At 71.8% G+C, this 17,089-nt stretch carries 12 protein-coding genes; 5 read left to right on the top strand and 7 right to left on the bottom strand.

The window, feature by feature from the left end; all coding sequences use genetic code 11:
* Positions 1-87: 87 nt before the first annotated feature.
* On the top strand, positions 88-1,089 hold the full coding sequence (locus tag ABD335_RS10905) for an aldo/keto reductase (RefSeq protein ID WP_344321992.1): 1,002 nt from the start codon (positions 88-90) through the stop codon (positions 1,087-1,089).
* A 52-nt stretch (positions 1,090-1,141) separates the two neighbouring features.
* Here ABD335_RS10905 and ABD335_RS10900 read toward each other — a convergent pair whose 3' ends face one another.
* From ABD335_RS10900 to ABD335_RS10880, 5 genes are all read right to left on the bottom strand, one after another.
* A complete protein-coding gene (locus ABD335_RS10900) occupies positions 1,142-1,615 on the bottom strand; it encodes a DinB family protein (protein WP_344321991.1) in 474 nt (157 codons plus the stop codon).
* Positions 1,616-1,756: 141 nt separating this feature from the next.
* Positions 1,757-3,376: a glycerol-3-phosphate dehydrogenase/oxidase gene (locus ABD335_RS10895; RefSeq protein ID WP_344321990.1), complete on the bottom strand. Its 1,620-nt coding sequence runs from the start codon at positions 3,374-3,376 to the stop codon at positions 1,757-1,759.
* A gap of 5 nt (positions 3,377-3,381) precedes the next feature.
* Positions 3,382-4,899, bottom strand: a complete 1,518-nt coding sequence (gene glpK / locus ABD335_RS10890) for a glycerol kinase GlpK (RefSeq protein WP_344321988.1) — start codon at positions 4,897-4,899, stop codon at positions 3,382-3,384.
* 101 nt (positions 4,900-5,000) lie between these two features.
* Positions 5,001-5,789 carry an MIP/aquaporin family protein gene (locus ABD335_RS10885; RefSeq protein ID WP_344321987.1) on the bottom strand — a complete coding sequence of 263 codons (789 nt, stop codon included), beginning with the start codon at positions 5,787-5,789 and terminating at the stop codon, positions 5,001-5,003.
* A 399-nt stretch (positions 5,790-6,188) separates the two neighbouring features.
* A complete protein-coding gene (locus ABD335_RS10880) occupies positions 6,189-6,953 on the bottom strand; it encodes an IclR family transcriptional regulator (RefSeq protein WP_344321986.1) in 765 nt (254 codons plus the stop codon).
* A 230-nt stretch (positions 6,954-7,183) separates the two neighbouring features.
* Here ABD335_RS10880 and metH point away from each other — a divergent pair, with 230 nt between their 5' ends.
* From metH to ABD335_RS10860, 4 genes are all read left to right on the top strand, one after another.
* Positions 7,184-10,729, top strand: a complete 3,546-nt coding sequence (metH, locus tag ABD335_RS10875; RefSeq protein WP_344321984.1) for a methionine synthase — start codon at positions 7,184-7,186, stop codon at positions 10,727-10,729.
* 100 nt (positions 10,730-10,829) lie between these two features.
* The gene (locus ABD335_RS10870) at positions 10,830-11,657 is read left to right on the top strand and encodes an HAD family hydrolase (protein WP_344321982.1); all 828 of its coding nucleotides are present in this window, start codon (positions 10,830-10,832) and stop codon (positions 11,655-11,657) included.
* A 385-nt stretch (positions 11,658-12,042) separates the two neighbouring features.
* Positions 12,043-13,638: an ABC transporter substrate-binding protein gene (locus ABD335_RS10865; protein WP_344321980.1), complete on the top strand. Its 1,596-nt coding sequence runs from the start codon at positions 12,043-12,045 to the stop codon at positions 13,636-13,638.
* Positions 13,639-13,738: 100 nt separating this feature from the next.
* Positions 13,739-15,328 (top strand): ABC transporter substrate-binding protein, encoded by a 1,590-nt coding sequence (locus ABD335_RS10860; protein WP_425583597.1) that lies wholly within the window; start codon positions 13,739-13,741, stop codon positions 15,326-15,328.
* Positions 15,329-15,403: 75 nt separating this feature from the next.
* Here the strand turns inward: ABD335_RS10860 and ABD335_RS10855 are convergent, their stop codons facing one another.
* Positions 15,404-16,075, bottom strand: coding sequence for a response regulator (locus ABD335_RS10855; RefSeq protein ID WP_344321979.1), 672 nt, complete (start codon positions 16,073-16,075; stop codon positions 15,404-15,406).
* A 46-nt stretch (positions 16,076-16,121) separates the two neighbouring features.
* The gene (locus tag ABD335_RS10850) at positions 16,122-17,039 is read right to left on the bottom strand and encodes a RecB family exonuclease (RefSeq protein WP_344321978.1); all 918 of its coding nucleotides are present in this window, start codon (positions 17,037-17,039) and stop codon (positions 16,122-16,124) included.
* Positions 17,040-17,089 lie beyond the last annotated feature (50 nt).

Raw genomic sequence — 17,089 nt, 5'->3', positions numbered from 1 at the left:
GGGTGTCCGGGGGCGGTGCGCGGGGCAGTGCTGATCACCGGGACGCCCGCGCACGGCGGGCGGGACACGGAAGGGACCACGACCGCCATGACGAGACCGGACGGAACACGCGCCCTGGGACGTGGCGGGGTGCGGGTGCCGCCCCTCGGCCTCGGCTGCGCCCCCATCGGCAACTTCGGCCGGCCCGTCGACGAGGAGCGGGCCCGCGCGGTGGTCGAGGCCGCCCTGGAGGAGGGCTGGACCCACCTGGACACCGCGCCGCACTACGGCGTCGGCCTCTCCGAGGAGCGCCTCGGCCGCGCGCTGGCCGGGCGCGACCGCGCCTCCTACACGCTCTCCACCAAGGTCGGGCGGCGGCTGCGCCCGCTCGCCCCGGGCGAGGAGCCGCCCGACGGCGAGGGCTTCGTCGACGCCCCGCCGCGCGTGCGCGTGTGGGACCTGACCCGGGACGGCATACGGGCGACCGTGGAGGCGTCCCTGGAGCGGCTGGGCACCGACCGGGTGGAGATCCTGCTGCTGCACGACGTGGAGCACCACGTCCGCGAGGTGTACGAGACCGGCTTCCCGGCACTGGCCGAGCTGCGCGCTGAGGGGCTGGTGGAGGCGATCGGCTTCGGCATGAACCACAGCGACCACCTCGCCCGGTTCGTCGCCGATCTCGACGTCGACGTGGTGCTGTGCGCGGGCCGCTGGACCCTGCTGGACCACCGGGCGGCCGGCGACCTGCTGCCGGTGTGCTCCCGGCGCGGCACCTCCGTGATCGTCGGCGGGGTCTACAACTCGGGCCTGCTCGCCGACCCCCGCCCCGGCGCCACCTTCGACTACCGCGAGGCGCCGCCGGAGACGCTGGAGCGGGCGCGGCGGCTCCGGGAGGTGTGCGCGGAGTTCGGGGTGCCGCTGCGGGCGGCGGCCCTGCGCTTCCCGTTCGGGCACCCGGCGGTGGCCTCGGTGGTCGTCGGCTGCGCCGACGCGGAGGAGGTGCGGGACAACGCGCGGATGTTCGCGCGCGAGGTGCCGGACGAGCTGTGGCACGCCCTGGTCGACCGCGGACTGCTCCCGGAGGACGTCCCGCTGCCGACCGCGGGATGACCGGCGGGGGTTCGGCGGGTCACGCCGTGGAGGTGGTGGACGGGGTCGTGGATCAGGTACCGGCGAAGGTCTCCACGGTGAAGCGGGAGCCGTCGCTCCGGTCGCCGGTGCGCCGCCACTGCTCGCCCGTCACCGTCGCGAACCGGGCGGCCAGGGACTCGCCCGCCTCCTCCGGCTCGCGGGCCACCCGGTGCGGATCCTGCTCGCCGTAGCGCTCGGCGAGGGCGGTGGCGTCCTGGTCCCGGGCGGGGAAGGACGGGCCCTCCTCGGAGAGCATCGGCCGCAGCCGCCCGTCGAAGACCCGGAGCACGTCCCTCGCGTGACAGGCGTACTCCGGCGGCGACCAGACGTCCGGCGCCGGGCGCTCGCGCACGTCGGCGCGCTCCGGCACCGGCCGCCGGGCCGCGGCGTTCTCGCGCAGCAGTGCGGCCACGTCCTCGCCCCGGACGGACCGGGTGTCGAGGCCGCACTCGGGGCAGGGGCGCTCCGGCACCCGGGTCCGGTTCCCGGTGTCGGGTGTGACCATGCCCGCCGGCATTCCGCAACCGGCGGCCCGGCACCAGCGAGCGTCCCTTCACCGGAAGGTTCAGCGGTGCTTACGGGTGCGGGCCCGTACGGGCGGGGAGGCGACGCCGTACGGGCCCGCGGCACGCGGGGAGGGCGGGCGTCAGTCCGGACGCGCCGCCAGCAGCTCCTCGACCCTCGCGCGGACCTCCTCGGTGTCCAGGCCGCGGACGGTGAGCGTGGTGCGGCGGCGCAGCACGTCGTCCGCCGTCACGGCCCACTCGTGGTCCCGGGCGTAGACCACCTGGGCCCAGATCTCCGGGGCGTCCGGGTGGACGCGCTCGCCCAGCGCCGGGTCCTCGTGCACCAGACGGGCGATGTCGAAGGCCAGCGCCCCGTAGTGGGTCGCCAGGTGCCGGGCGGTCGGCGGGTCGAGCGGGACGCCCGGCTCGCGGTCCACCAGCAGCCGGTGGGCGACCGCGTCGGGGTTGGCCACCCCCGGCAGCGGCACCCGGCGCACCAGCTCGGAGACCGGCACGGCGTCCTCGGTGATCCCCGCCGCCGAGACCCCCGGCAGCTTCGCCAGCTTCCGCAGCACCGTGCGGCCGATGTGCCGGTAGGTGGTCCACTTGCCGCCCGCGACCGAGAGCATCCCGCCGCGCCCCTCGGAGACCACCGTCTCCCGCTTGGCCGACTCCACGCCGCCCGGACCGCCGGGCAGCACCCGCAGGCCCGCGAAGGCGTACGTCATCAGGTCGCGGGACAGGTGCTCGTCCCGCACGGAGAACGCGGCCTCGTCCAGGATCTGCCGGATGTCGGCGTCGGTGACGGCGACGTCGGCCGGGTCGCCCTCGTACGCCTCGTCCGTCGTGCCCAGCAGCAGGTGGTCCTCCCAGGGGAGGGCGAAGGTGATGCGGTACTTGTCGACGGGCGTGGCCAGGGCGGCCTTCCACTGCGTCCTGCGCCGCAGCACCAGGTGGGCGCCCTTGGAGAGCCGGACGCTGGGGGCCGCGCCGGCGTACTCCATCCGCCGCAGGCGGTCCACCCACGGGCCGGTGGCGTTGAGCACCAGGCGGGCGTCGATGCCGAACTCGGTGCCGTCCAGCCGGTCCCTCACCTCGGCGCCGGTGACCCGGCCGTGGGTGAAGCGCAGGCCCGTGACCTCGGCGTGGTTGAGGACCACGGCACCGCAGTGCACGGCGGCGCGGACGGTCATCACCGCGACCCGGGAGTCGTTCATCTGGTGGTCGCCGTAGACCGCGACCGCCTTGAGGTTCTCGGTGCGCAGCGCGGGGTTGTCGGCGGCGGCCTTCGCCGGGGAGATCAGCCGCCCGACCCCGTCGCCGAAGGCCGACAGGGCGGAGTAGGCGAAGACGCCCGCGCCGAGCTTGGCCGCGCCGTGCGGGCCGCCCTTGTAGACCGGCAGGTGGAAGGTGAGCGGGTTGACCAGGTGCGGGGCCACGTCCCGGGCCAGCACCCGCCGCTCGTGGTGGTTCTCCGCGACCAGCTTCACCGCCCCGGTCTGCAGGTAGCGCAGCCCGCCGTGGACGAGCTTGGAGGAGGCGGAGGAGGTGGCGCCGGCGAAGTCGCCGGCGTCCACCATCGCCACCCGCAGTCCCGACTGCGCCGCGTGCCAGGCGACCGAGGTGCCCAGGATGCCCCCGCCGACGACCAGCAGGTCGAAGACGGCGTTCCGCAGCACCTCCCTGGTCTCGTCGCGGCCCGGATTGGGTCCGGTGGCCGGGCGCGTCCCGAGGGTGGGGACGCCTCGCAGGGTGTTCATGTGGGTCACTTCTCCTCTTCGATCCAGCCCATGGTCCGCTCCACGGCCTTGAGCCAGTTCTTGTACTCGCGTTCGCGGACGTCCGCCGCCATCCGGGGCGTCCACTCCGCCGCCCGCCGCCAGTTGGCGCGCAGCGCGTCGGTGTCGGGCCAGAAGCCGACGGCCAGACCGGCGGCGTAGGCGGCGCCCAGGCAGGTGGTCTCGGCGACCATGGGCCGCACCACCGGGGCGTCCAGCACGTCCGAGATGTACTGCATCAGCAGGTTGTTGCTGGTCATGCCGCCGTCCACCTTCAGGGCGGTCAGGTCGACGCCGGAGTCCTTCGCCATCGCGTCGACGATCTCGCGGGTCTGCCAGGCGGTGGCCTCCAGCACGGCCCGCGCGATGTGGGCCTTGGTGACGTAGCGGGTCAGACCGGCGATGACCCCGCGCGCGTCGGAGCGCCAGTAGGGGGCGAAGAGTCCGGAGAAGGCGGGGACGAAGTAGGCGCCGCCGTTGTCCTCGACCGAGCTCGCCAGCGTCTCGATCTCGGCGGCGCTGTTGATCAGCCCCATCTGGTCGCGCATCCACTGCACCAGCGAACCGGTGACGGCGATCGAGCCCTCCAGCGCGTACACCGGGTCCTGGTCGCCGATGCGGTAGCCGACGGTGGTCAGCAGGCCGTTGTAGGAGTTGACGACCTGGGAGCCGGTGTTGAGCAGCAGGAAGGTGCCGGTGCCGTAGGTCGACTTGGCCTCGCCCGGCGAGAAGCAGGTCTGGCCGAACAGCGCGGCCTGCTGGTCGCCGAGGGCGGAGGCCACCGGCACGCCCGCCAGGGCGCCCCGGGCCTCGCCGTACACCTCGGAGGAGGAGCGGATCTCGGGCAGCACCGCCATGGGCACGCCGATGGACTCGCAGATGCGCGGGTCCCAGTCCAGGGTGTGGAGGTTCATCAGCAGGGTGCGGGAGGCGTTGGTGACGTCGGTGACGTGCACGCCCCCGTCGGGGCCGCCGGTGAGGTTCCAGACGACCCAGGAGTCCATCGTGCCGAAGAGGATCTCGCCGGCCTCGGCGCGCTCGCGCAGCCCCTCGACGTTGTCCAGCAGCCAGCGGATCTTCGGCCCCGCGAAGTAGGAGGCCAGCGGCAGGCCGGTCTCGCGGCGGAAGCGGTCCTGCCCGACGTTGCGGCCCAGCTCCCGGCAGAGGGCGTCGGTGCGGGTGTCCTGCCAGACGATGGCGTTGTGGACCGGCTCGCCGGTCGCTCTGTCCCACAGCAGCGTCGTCTCGCGCTGGTTGGTGATGCCGAGGGCCCGGACGTCCTCGCGGGTGATCCCGGCCTTGTCGAGGGCTTCGGCGACCACCTCCTGGACGTTGGCCCAGATCTCGGCGGCGTCGTGCTCGACCCAGCCCGGCTCGGGGAAGAGTTGCGCGTGCTCCTTCTGGCCGACCGAGACGATGCGGCCGTCCCGGTCGAAGACGATGCAGCGGCTGGAGGTCGTGCCCTGGTCGATGGCGGCGATGAACTCGCGGCGGGTGTCGCTCATGGTGGGTGCTCCAAGGAGGCGCGAGGTGTCGGTGGGGAGGGGAGTGGGGAGGAGCCGTCGGGGGCGGGGGAGGAGGCGGTCGAACGTCGGGACGGGGGCGCTCAGGCGAACGCGAGGCGGTAGAGGCCGCCGGCGAGGACCGCGCCCAGCAGGGGGCCGACCACCGGCACCCAGGCGTAGCCCCAGTCCGACCCGCCCTTGTTCGGCAGCGGCAGCAGGGCGTGCACGATGCGGGGGCCGAGGTCGCGGGCCGGGTTGATGGCGTACCCGGTCGGGCCGCCCAGCGAGAGGCCGATTCCGACGACGACGAGGGCGGTGATGAGCACGCCGGTGCCGGACAGGGCCAGTCCTTTGGTGAGGCCCTGGGTGAGGATCGCCAGGACCAGCACGGCGGTGGCGATGGTCTCGGTGGCCAGGTTCTGGAGGGGGTTGCGGATCTCGGGACCGGTGGAGAAGACGCCGAGCACCGGGCCGGGGGCGACGGAGCGCCGCCCGTCCGCGGCGGCGGTCGCCTGGGCGCCGGGACCGCCGACGACCTCGTGGTCGGTCAGGTGCGCCCGGAACTGTCCGAGGTAGCAGATCCACACCAGGGCGGCGCCCACCATGGCGCCGAGCATCTGGCCCGCGACGTACACGGGCACGTCGCCCCACTTCCCGCTCTGCACGGCGATGCCGACGGTGACGGCCGGGTTGAGGTGGGCCCCGGAGAGGCCCAGGGAGGTGTAGGCGGCGGTGAGAACGGCGAAACCCCACCCGAAGGTGATGGCGACCCAACCCGCGCCCATCGCCTTGGAGCGCTTGAGCGTGACGGCGGCGCAGACACCGCCGCCGAGCAGGATGAGGATGGCGGTACCGATGGTCTCGCCCAGGAATATGTCGGAGCTGGACACCCGCGACTCCTTTGTTCGTGTCCGGAGGGAGCCAGATGGAGGACGTGGCGGAAGGCGGACCGAGTCCCGTTCGGTGTTCGACATTGTCGACCGCCGAACGGCAGTTTTATGTGCGGCGAACATCCCGTCAAGGGTGTGGACGGACGGAGAGAGCGCCCGGAAAGGAAACAAAACGACAAAAGTGGATGAAAGACCTCGATGCCCCGAAGCCCGGGCCCCGGGGCGACGGCACAGGGGTCCTTCCGGGCGGGAAAAGCGTGTCAAGCGGACGACGGACGTCTCCGATGGGACACGTCCCGCGAACACGGGTCGGCGGGACGGCGGGCGCGGGAAGACGCGCGGGGAACGAGAAGGGGAACGCGAAGGGGAACGCGAAGGGAAGCGGGAGAGGGGGCGGACTCAGAAACGGCCCGCGCCCAGGTCGCGCGAGACCGCCCGGGCGCAGTCCCGCACGGCGGCCACCAGCCGCGGCCGGATCGCCCCGTCGACGCACACCCGCTCCACCGCGCCGGTGACGGCCACGGCGCCCACCGGCATCCGGCGGTGGTCGTGGATCGGGGCGGCTATGGAGGCCACGCCCTCCCAGGTCTCCTCCACGTCCGAGCCCCAGCCGCGGGCCCGGGTGAGCTCCAGGACCTCCTCGAACGCCTCCGGCTCGGTGATCGTGCGCGCCGTCAGGGCCTTGCGCTCGGCGTCCATCGCCTCGCTGTGCGCCACCGGGTCGTACGCCGCCAGCACCTTGCCCAGGGCGGTGCTGTGCAGCGGCTGCATCGCCCCGACCTCCAGCACCTGGCGGCTGTCGTCGGGGCGGAAGACGTGGTGCACGATCAGCACGCCCTGCTGGTGGAGCACGCCCAGGTAGACGCTCTCCCCGCTGGAGCGGGCCAGGTCGTCGGTCCACACCAGGGCGCGGGCCCGCAGTTCGTGCACGTCCAGGTAGCTGTTGCCCAGGCGCAGCAGCTCGGCGCCCAGCTGGTACTTGCCCGAGGTCGGGTCCTGCTCGACGAAGCCCTCCCGCTGGAGTGTGCGCAGCAGGCCGTGCGCGGTGCCCTTGGCCAGGTCCAGCGCGGAGGCGATGTCGGACAGTCCCAGGCGTCGCTCACCTCCGGCGAGCAATCGCAGCACCGCCGCCGCCCGCTCCAGCGACTGGATGGTCCGGGCCATCGCGCACCTCTTCTCTGTTCGGTTCTCGCTCCGGTGGACCGGAAACAGAATTCGACAATGTCGAACGCTATCGGATCATGGCGATGTCGTGGTAGCCGTCCCCGCGTCCCGGACGTCCACCCCTCGGGACGCCCCCCGGTCCGGAAGGCGTCGACGGATACCCTGGCTGGGTGCGCTTCCGTACGGAAGACGCATAGCCGACAGCCGTCGCATCCCAGGGAGAGCCCTTCATGGCAGCCTTGCCGTCCTCGTCCGTCGCCGTGTCCTCGTCCGCCTCGGCGGGTCCGTCGAAGAATCCCCGTGCCGATGCCCTGCGCGAGGCGTTGGCGTCGCGCGTGGTGGTGGCCGACGGGGCGATGGGCACGATGTTGCAGGCGGCCGAGCCGTCGCTGGAGGACTTCCAGCAGTTGGAGGGCTGCAACGAGATCCTGAACGTCACCCGGCCGGACATCGTGCGCTCGGTGCACGAAGCGTACTTCGCGGTGGGCGTGGACTGCGTGGAGACCAACACCTTCGGCGCGAACCACGCGGCGCTGGGGGAGTACGGGATCGCCGACCGGATCGTGGAGCTGTCCGAGGCCGGGGCGCGGATCGCCCGCGAGACGGCCGACGAGTTCGCGGCGCGGGACGGCCGGACGCGCTGGGTGCTGGGCTCGATGGGGCCGGGCACCAAGCTGCCCACCCTGGGCCACGTGGACTACGTCACGCTGCGGGACGCCTACCGGCGCAACGCCGAGGGGCTGATCGCGGGCGGCGCGGACGCGCTGCTGATCGAGACCACCCAGGACCTGCTGCAGACCAAGGCCGCGGTGTTGGGCGCCCGTCGGGCGCTCGCGGCGGCGGGGCTGGACCTGCCGGTGATCTGTTCGGTGACGGTGGAGACCACCGGCACGATGCTGCTGGGCAGCGAGATCGGCGCGGCGCTGACGGCGCTGGAGCCGCTGGGCATCGACATGATCGGCCTGAACTGCGCCACCGGCCCGGCCGAGATGAGCGAGCACCTGCGCTATCTGGCCCGCCACGCCCGCGTCCCGCTGTCGTGCATGCCCAACGCCGGGCTGCCGGAGCTGACCGCCGACGGGGCCCACTACCCGCTCACCCCCGCCGAGCTGGCCGACGCGCAGGAGACGTTCGTCACCGAGTACGGGCTGTCCCTGGTGGGCGGGTGCTGCGGCACCACCCCCGAGCACCTGCGGCGGGTCGTGGAGCGGGTGCGCGGGCTGAGCCCGGCCGAGCGGGAGGTCCGTCCGGAGCCGGGGGCGGCGTCGCTGTACCAGGCGGTGCCGTTCCGGCAGGACACGGCGTACCTGGCGATCGGCGAGCGCACCAACGCCAACGGGTCGAAGAAGTTCCGCGAGGCCATGCTGGAGGGCCGCTGGGACGACTGCGTGGAGATGGCGCGGGAGCAGATCCGCGAGGGCGCGCACCTGCTCGACCTGTGCGTGGACTACGTGGGCCGGGACGGCGTGGCGGACATGGCCGAGCTGGCCGGGCGGCTGGCGACGGCCTCCACGCTGCCGATCGTGTTGGACTCCACCGAGCCGGCGGTGATCGCGGCCGGTCTGGAGAAGCTGGGCGGCCGGGCGGTGATCAACTCGGTGAACTACGAGGACGGCGACGGCCCGGACTCGCGGTTCGCGAGGATCACGGCGCTGGCGAAGGAGCACGGGGCGGCGCTGATCGCGCTGACCATCGACGAGGAGGGCCAGGCCCGCACCGCCGAGAAGAAGGTCGAGATCGCCGAGCGGCTGATCGCCGACCTCACCGGCAACTGGGGCATCGCCGAGTCGGACATCCTCATCGACTGTCTGACGTTCACCATCTGCACCGGCACCGAGGAGTCCCGCAAGGACGGCGTCGCCACCATCGAGGCGATCCGCGAGCTGAAGAAGCGCCACCCGGCGGTGCAGACCACCCTGGGGCTGTCGAACATCTCCTTCGGGCTGAACCCGGCCGCCCGGATGGTGCTGAACTCGGTGTTCCTCGACGAGTGCGTCAAGGCCGGGCTGGACTCGGCCATCGTCCACGCCGCGAAGATCCTGCCCATCGCCCGGATTCCGGAGGAGCAGGTCGAGGTGGCCCTGGACCTGATTTACGACCGGCGGCGGGAGGGCTACGACCCCCTGCAGAGGTTCCTGGCCCTGTTCGAGGGCGTGGACGCCAAGAGCGTGCGGGCCTCCCGGGCCGAGGAGCTGGCGGCGCTGCCGCTGGAGGAGCGGCTCCAGCGGCGGATCATCGACGGCGAGCGCAACGGGTTGGAGGCCGACCTGGACGAGGCGCTCCGGACGCGGCCGGCGCTGGAGATCGTCAACGACACCCTGCTGGCCGGGATGAAGGTGGTCGGCGACCTGTTCGGCTCCGGGCAGATGCAGCTGCCGTTCGTGCTGCAGTCGGCCGAGGTGATGAAGGCCGCGGTGGCCTATCTGGAGCCCCACATGGAGAAGGTCGAGGGGGCCGAGGGCAAGGGCACGATCGTGCTGGCCACCGTGCGCGGCGACGTCCACGACATCGGCAAGAACCTGGTGGACATCATCCTGTCCAACAACGGCTACACCGTGGTGAACCTGGGCATCAAGCAGCCGGTCTCGGCGATCGTGGAGGCCGCCGAGCGGCACGGGGCGGACGTGATCGGCATGTCCGGGCTGCTGGTGAAGTCCACGGTGATCATGAAGGAGAACCTGGAGGAGCTCAACGCCCGCGGGCTGGCCGAGCGCTACCCGGTCATCCTCGGCGGCGCGGCGCTGACCCGGTCCTACGTCGAGCAGGACCTGCACGAGATCTATCGGGGGGAGGTCCGCTACGCCCGGGACGCCTTCGAGGGGCTGCGGCTGATGGACGCCATGATGGCCGTCAAGCGGGGCGTGCCCGGCGCCGCGCTGCCCGAGCTGCGCCCGCGGCGGGTGCGGGCCACGGCGAGCGCGGTGGTCGAGGAGCGGCCCGAGTCCGGGCCGGTGCGCTCGGACGTGGCGGTCGACAACCCCGTGCCCGCCCCGCCGTTCTGGGGCAGCCGGGTGGTCAAGGGCATCCCGCTGAAGGAGTACGCCTCCTGGCTCGACGAGGGCGCGCTGTTCAAGGGGCAGTGGGGGCTGAAGGCCCCCCGCACCGGCGAGGGGCCTTCCTACGAGGAGCTGGTGGAGACCGAGGGCCGTCCGAGGCTGCGGGGCTGGCTGGAGCGGCTGCACACCGAGAACCTCCTGGAGGCCGCCGTCGTCTACGGGTACTTCCCCTGCCACTCCGAGGGCGACGACCTGGTCCTCCTGGAGGAGGACGGCACCGAGCGGTGTCGGTTCACCTTCCCCCGGCAGCGTCGCGGGCGCCGGCTGTGCCTGGCCGACTTCTTCCGCCCCAAGGAGTCCGGCGAGACCGACGTCGTGGGGTTGCAGATGGTCACCGTCGGCAACCGGATCTCGGAGGCGACCGCGGAGCTGTTCGCCGCCGACTCCTACCGCGACTACCTGGAGCTGCACGGTCTGTCGGTGCAGCTCGCCGAGGCCCTCGCCGAGTACTGGCACGCCCGGGTCCGTGCCGAGCTGGGCTTCGCCGGGCAGGACCCGGCGGCGATCGAGGACATGTTCGCCCTGAAGTACCGCGGCGCCCGGTTCTCCCTGGGCTACGGCGCCTGCCCCGATCTGGAGGACCGGGCCAAGATCGCCGATCTGCTCCGGCCCGAGCGCATCGGGGTGAAGCTGTCGGAGGAGTACCAGCTCCACCCCGAGCAGTCCACCGACGCCATCGTCGTCCACCACCCCGAGGCCACATACTTCAACGCGCGATAGTCGTCGGTCCGTCGTAGACTGATCTGTCCGGTAGAGGCCGGTTGCCCGATCCCAGCAGGAGCGGGCAACCGGCCTTCGCGCCCCTTGCAGGAGGTATCGGATGACCCGTCCCCGTTCCCGCACCGAGACGTCTTCCAACCTGGGCGGAGGCCTGGGCGGTGGGGCCCTGCCGCCCGCCTTCGACGGGGGTGCGTCCCTGCCCCTCCTCGGCAGGCGGGCGCCCGCGCAGGCCGTCGCCCCCGCCGTCGACGCCGTCTCCACCACCACCGCCACCGGTCTCCAGGCCGTCCTGCTGGACATGGACGGCACCCTGGTGGACACCGAGGGCTTCTGGTGGGAGACCGAGGTCGAGGTGTTCGCCGAGTTGGGGTACGAGCTGGCCGAGGAGCACCGCGAGGTCGTGGTCGGCGGTCCGATGAGCCGGAGCGCCACGTATCTCATTCAGGCCACCGGGGCGGACATCTCGTTGGCGGACTTGACAGTGCTGTTGAACACCAGGTTCATCGAGCGCGTCGAACGAGGGGTGTCCCTGATGCCCGGGGCCCGGCGGCTGCTCACGGAGCTGGTCGCGCACGGGGTGCCGGCGGCGCTGGTCTCGGCCTCGCACCGCAGGGTGATCGAGCGGATGCTGGTCTCGCTGGGGCCGGAGCACTTCGCCCTGACCGTGGCGGGGGACGAGGTGGAGCGCACCAAGCCGCACCCGGACCCGTACCTGCTGGCCGCCGCCCGGCTCGGGGCGGACCCGGCGCGCTGTGTCGTGGTGGAGGACACCGCGACGGGGGTGGCGGCGGCGGAGGCGGCCGGCTGCCCGGTGGTGGCGGTGCCGTCGGTGACGCACATCGAACCCGCGGAAGGGCGGACGGTCGTGACGTCCCTGGAAGAAGTGGATCTGCCTTTTCTGCGCTCTCTGATCACGATCGCGCACTGAGCGTGTGCCGATCGCCGCGCGGCGAATACGCGGAAAACTCTGGGCAGTGGTCCGCTTATTTTCCGTGACGAATAGGGTGGCTGAATTCCCGCTTTTCGTCTGGCAGTTGAGGGCGTGACATTTGTCACGTGACCGCGGCTCGACAAGCGGGCCCCACCATGATCATGAGCGGTGTTCGCCCTTTTTCGGGGCGTCCATGTGTCCTGGTTGGTGCCCGCTCGCGTCTATCGCTCCGGCGTCCGGTTATCGGATGATGCTCCTCCGTTATCGGAGCGTGATATTTCCTCGTCATCGGCCCGGACGGGAGGTGCGGGGCACGGCTACTAATGTCTGTGCCCCGGCCATAAATTCCGCAACAACAGGCCGGATGAGGAGACCGTCACCGATGAACCGTAAGTTGCTGGTGCTGCCCGCCGTGGTGGGCCTGCTCGCTCCGGGGCTCGTCGCATGTGGCGACGAGAGCGGGAGCGAAAACAGCGGGACGATCGTTGTCGGTACCACCGACCGAATCGAGGCGACGGCGGAGACACCCGCTCCGCTCGACCCGGCGGCCGTCTACGACGTCACCACCTGGAACGTCTTCCGCAACACCTTCCAGACCCTCATGCGGCTGCCCCGCGCGGGCACCCAGCCGGAGGAGGAGGCCGCCCAGAAGTGCGGCTTCACCGACCAGCGCAGCGAGCAGTACCGCTGCACCCTCCGCGAGGGCCTGACGTTCTCCAACGGTCACGACCTGACCGCCGAGGACGTCGTCTTCTCCGTCAAGCGGATGCTCGGCATCGCCGCCCCCGGAGGCCCGGCGTCGCTGCTGGACACCCTCGACCGCGTCGAGGCCCCCTCCGAGCACGAGGTGGTCTTCCACCTCAAGCAGCCCGACGCGACCTTCCCCCACAAGCTCGCCACCCCGGCGGCGGCGATCGTGGACAGCGAGGTCTACCGGGCCGACAAGGTCCGCGAGGGCTACGAGATCGCCGGCTCCGGCCCCTACGTCCTGGAGTCCTTCGACACCGAGAGCGGCAGGGTGGTCCTCGCCCGCAACGAGCGGTACCAGGGCAACCTGGAAGTGAAGAACGACAGGGTCGAACTGCGGTTCTTCGACGACTCCGAGGCCATGGAGAAGGCCATGGCCGACGGCGACATCGACGTGATGAACCGGAGCCTGTCGCCCGAGCAGATCGAACGGCTGAGCGTCCAGGAGGGCGACGGCATCGAGGTCTTCGAGATGTCCGGCCAGGAGATCCGCTACCTCGTCTTCGCCACCGACGGCAAGACCGTCGGCCGCAAGGCCGTCCGTCAGGCCATCGCCCGGATCGTGGACCGCGGCGAACTGGTGCGCGACGTGTACGACCGGACCGCCGAGCCGCTGTACTCCATCGTCCCCAGCGGGCTGACCGGCCACCACAACTCCTTCTTCAACAGCTACGGCGAGCCGGACGTGGAGGCCGCCCGCGAGACCCTGGAGAGCGCCGGCGTCGACACCCCGGTCCGGATCCGGCTCACCTACACCACCGACCACTACGGTCCGGCCACGGCAGAGGAGTTCAAGACGCTGGCCAAACAGCTCAACGACTCCGGGCTGTTCGAGGCGACCGTCGAGGGCGTGCCGTGGAAGACGTACCTGCCCGCCGCCAGGAAGCAGCAGTACGAGGTCTACGGCATGGGCTGGTTCCCGGACTTCCCGGACCCGGACAACTTCATCGCCCCGTTCTTCGGCAAGGACAACTTCCTGGGCTCCCGGTACGCGAACAACGAGATCCGCAGCCGGCTCATCCCGCGGACCCGGGTGAAGGAGGAGCGCGACGCGGCCGTCGACGACTTCGTCCGCGCCCAGGACATCGTCGCCGACGAGGTGCCCGTGCTGCCGCTGTGGCAGGGCAAGCAGTACGTCGCCGCCCGCGAGGGCGTCACGGGAGTGGAGTGGGCACTCAACTCCTCCTCGGTGCTCCAACTGTGGGAACTGGGACGAGGCGTGCAGGGCTGACGGCGGGTCCGCGCCGCCCCCGCCAGGGCGGCGCGGACCGCGAAAACGGGGGAGGCAACGACAGAGAACATCCGGACAGAGAGCGGACGAGGACGGACACGTGAGGAAAAGGGGCCCATGGCGGGCGCTGCCGATCGGCACGGCTCTGATGGCCGTGCTGCTCACCGGATGCGGTGAGCAGGAGGCGACGAGCGCGGGCGAGGGCGCGCGGATCGTGATGGGGATGACCGACGAGGTCCTGTCCACCGATCCCGCCTCCGGCTACGATCCCGGCTCCTGGCTGGTCTTCAACAACGTCTTCCAGTCGCTGCTCGCCTTCCCGAAGGGCGGCACGTCCCCGCAGCCCGAGGCGGCGGAGAAGTGCGAGTTCACCGACGCCAAGAGCCGGGTCTTCCGGTGCACGCTCAAGGACGGGTTGAAGTTCACCAACGGCAACCCGCTCACCTCCGAGGACGTGAAGTTCTCCTTCGAGCGGACCCTGCGCATCAACGACCCCAACGGTCCGGCCGTCCTGCTGTCGACCATCGAGGAGATCCGGACGCCGGACGAGAGGACCGTCGTCTTCCGGCTCAGCCGGTCGGACGCCACCTTCCCGCAGAAGATCGCCTCCGGCGCCGGGTCGATCGTCGACCACCGCGCCTACCCGGCCGACGAGCTGCGCACCGACGGCAAGGCCGTCGGCTCGGGCGTCTACGAGTTGGAGTCCTTCGGCGACGACGAGGCCGTCTTCTCCGTCAACCCGGACTACGTCGGGCCGGCCGAGGTCAAGAACTCCGGGATGACCATGCGGTTCTTCCACGGCGACCAGAAGGCGCTGAAGAAGGCCGTGCAGTCCGGCGAGGTGGACCTCGCCTACCGCGGACTGGCCACGGACGACATCGCGGAGCTGGAGGAGACGGCCGAGGACACCGGGATCGAGGTCGTCGACGGCTCCGGCGCCGAGGTGCACCACCTGGTGTTCAACATGGACCACCCGGTCGCCGGGAAGAAGGGCGTCCGCCAGGCCATCGCCCACCTGCTGGACCGCTCCACGCTGATCCGCGACGTCTACCGGCGCACCGCCGAGCCGCTGTACTCGATCGTCCCCGCCGGGATCACCGGCCACAACACGGCCTTCTTCGACCTCTACGGCGACCGCCCGCGGCCGGAGAAGGCCGAGGCGGCCCTGCGGGCCGAGGGCATCACGGAGAAGGTCGAGCTGACCCTGTGGGCCACCCCGGTGCGCTACGGGCCCGACACCGTCCGGGAGTTCGAGGAGATCGCCCAGCAGCTCAACGCCAGCGGCCTGTTCGAGGCCAAGGTCGAGAGCGTCGAACTGGAGCAGTACGAGAAGGACATCGAGGCGGGGAAGTACGGCGTGTACGTCAAGGGCTGGATTCCCGACTACCCCGACGCCGACAGCTTCACCGCGCCGTTCTTCGGCAAGGACAACGTGCTGGGCAACGGCTACGACGCCGGCCGGATCACCGAGGAACTGCTGCCGCGCACCGCCGCGACGAGCGACCGTGCCGCCACCGTCGAGGACTTCGGCGCGATCCAGGACATCGTCGCCCGGGACCTGCCGGTCCTGCCCGTCTGGCAGGGCAAGCAGTACATCGTGGCGCACGAGGACATCTTCGGGCTGGAGTGGACGCTGGACGCCTCCACCGTCTTCCGCTTCTGGGAGATCGGCAAGGGCGTCGAGGGCTGACGGGCCCGCACGAGCCCCGCGGGGCGGACCGGCATCCCGCCGGTCCGCCCCGCTCCGTTTCCGGCCCCGTTTCCGTCACCGGTCGCCGGGACGGACCAGTCCGCTCTCGTACGCGTACACCGCCGCCTGCACCCGGTCGCGCAGGCCCAGCTTGGTCAGCACGTGTCCCACGTGGGTCTTCACCGTCGTCTCGCTGACGAAGAGGTCGGCGGCGATCTCGGCGTTCGACAGCCCGCGCGCCACCAGCCTGAGCACCTCCACCTCGCGCTCGGTGAGGGTGTGGAGGGTCTCCGGCACCTGCTCCTCGCCCGAGGGCAGCTTCCCGGCGTACTTGTCCAGCAGTTTGCGGGTGACGCTGGGCGCGAGCATCGCCTCGCCCGCGGCCACCACCCGGATCGCCTGCACCAGTTCGGCGGCCGGGGCGTCCTTGAGCAGGAAGCCGCTGGCGCCCGCGCGCAGCGCCTCCACCACGTACTCGTCCAGGTCGAACGTGGTGAGCACCAGCACCTTCGCGGGGCCGTCCTTGGCCGGGCCGGTGATCCGGCGGGTGGCCTCCACCCCGTCCATGCGGGGCATCCGGATGTCCATCAGCACCACGTCGGGCTGGAGCGCCCGCACCTGGTCCAGCGCCTGCTGACCGTCCCCGGCCTCGCCCACCACGGCGATGTCGCCCTCGGCCTCCAGGATCATCCGGAAACCGGTGCGCAGCAGCGGCTGGTCGTCGACCAGCAGAACGCGGATTGCCACGGAAACTCCTCACGGGGCCTACGGCTTGGGACGGACCCATTCTTGCCTAAGGGGTCGCGCCGGCCCCGTCCGGGACGTCGTCCGGCGGCTCGACGGGCAGCCGGGGCTGGATCATCAGCGGGTACGGCGGGGGCGTACCCCCGAACTCCGGGCACAGCGCCCGGTGGGCGCACCAGTCGCACAGCGGGCCGGGCCGGGGCCGCCAGTCGCCGGTCTCGGTCGCCCGCCGGATCGCGTCCCACAGGGCCAGCAGCTTGCGCTCCACGCCGCGCAGGTCGCCCTCGTCCGGGTCGTAGGTGAGCACGTCCCCGCTGCCCAGGTAGACGAGCTGCAGCCGGCGCGGGATCGTGCCGCGCAGCCGCCACAGCACCAGGGCGTAGAACTTCATCTGGAACAGCGCATCCGCCGCGTACTCGGGCCGGGGCGCCTTGCCCGTCTTGTAGTCGACGATCCGCACCTCGCCGGTGGGCGCCACGTCCACCCGGTCGATGATGCCGCGCAGCCGCAGCCCCGACTCCAGCCGGGCCTCCACGAACAGCTCGCGCTCGGCGGGCTCCAGCCTGGTCGGGTCCTCCAGGGAGAACCACCGCTCGACCAGCTCCTCCGCCTGGGCCAGCCAACGGGCCAGCTCGGCGCCGTCCGCCGCGTCCTCCTCGCCGTCGCCGGCGAACAGCTCCGCCAGCTCCGGACGTCTGGCCAGCAGCCGCTCCCACTCCCGGACCACCATCGACCTGGCCCGCCGCACGTTGCGCTGGGACGCCGGGGAGTCGAAGAGCCGCTCCAGCACCGCGTGCACCACCGTCCCCCGGGTGGCGGCGGGCGTCGGCTTCTCGGGGATCCGGTCGATCACCCGGAAGCGGTACAGCAGCGGACACTGCATGAAGTCGGCGGCCCGCGACGGTGACAGGGAATTGGGCGGCGAGGCCGGAGAGGGCGCCTTGCCGGAAGCCGATGGGGAGACCATGGTGAAGACCCTACGGCCCGACACCGACACGCCGCCGCTTACCATCGATG

Source organism: Streptomyces macrosporus (assembly GCF_039533145.1).
GTDB lineage: Bacteria > Actinomycetota > Actinomycetes > Streptomycetales > Streptomycetaceae > Streptomyces > Streptomyces macrosporus.
Note: the sequence above shows the minus strand (reverse complement) of the source record. Positions and strands in the feature narration are given on the sequence as shown.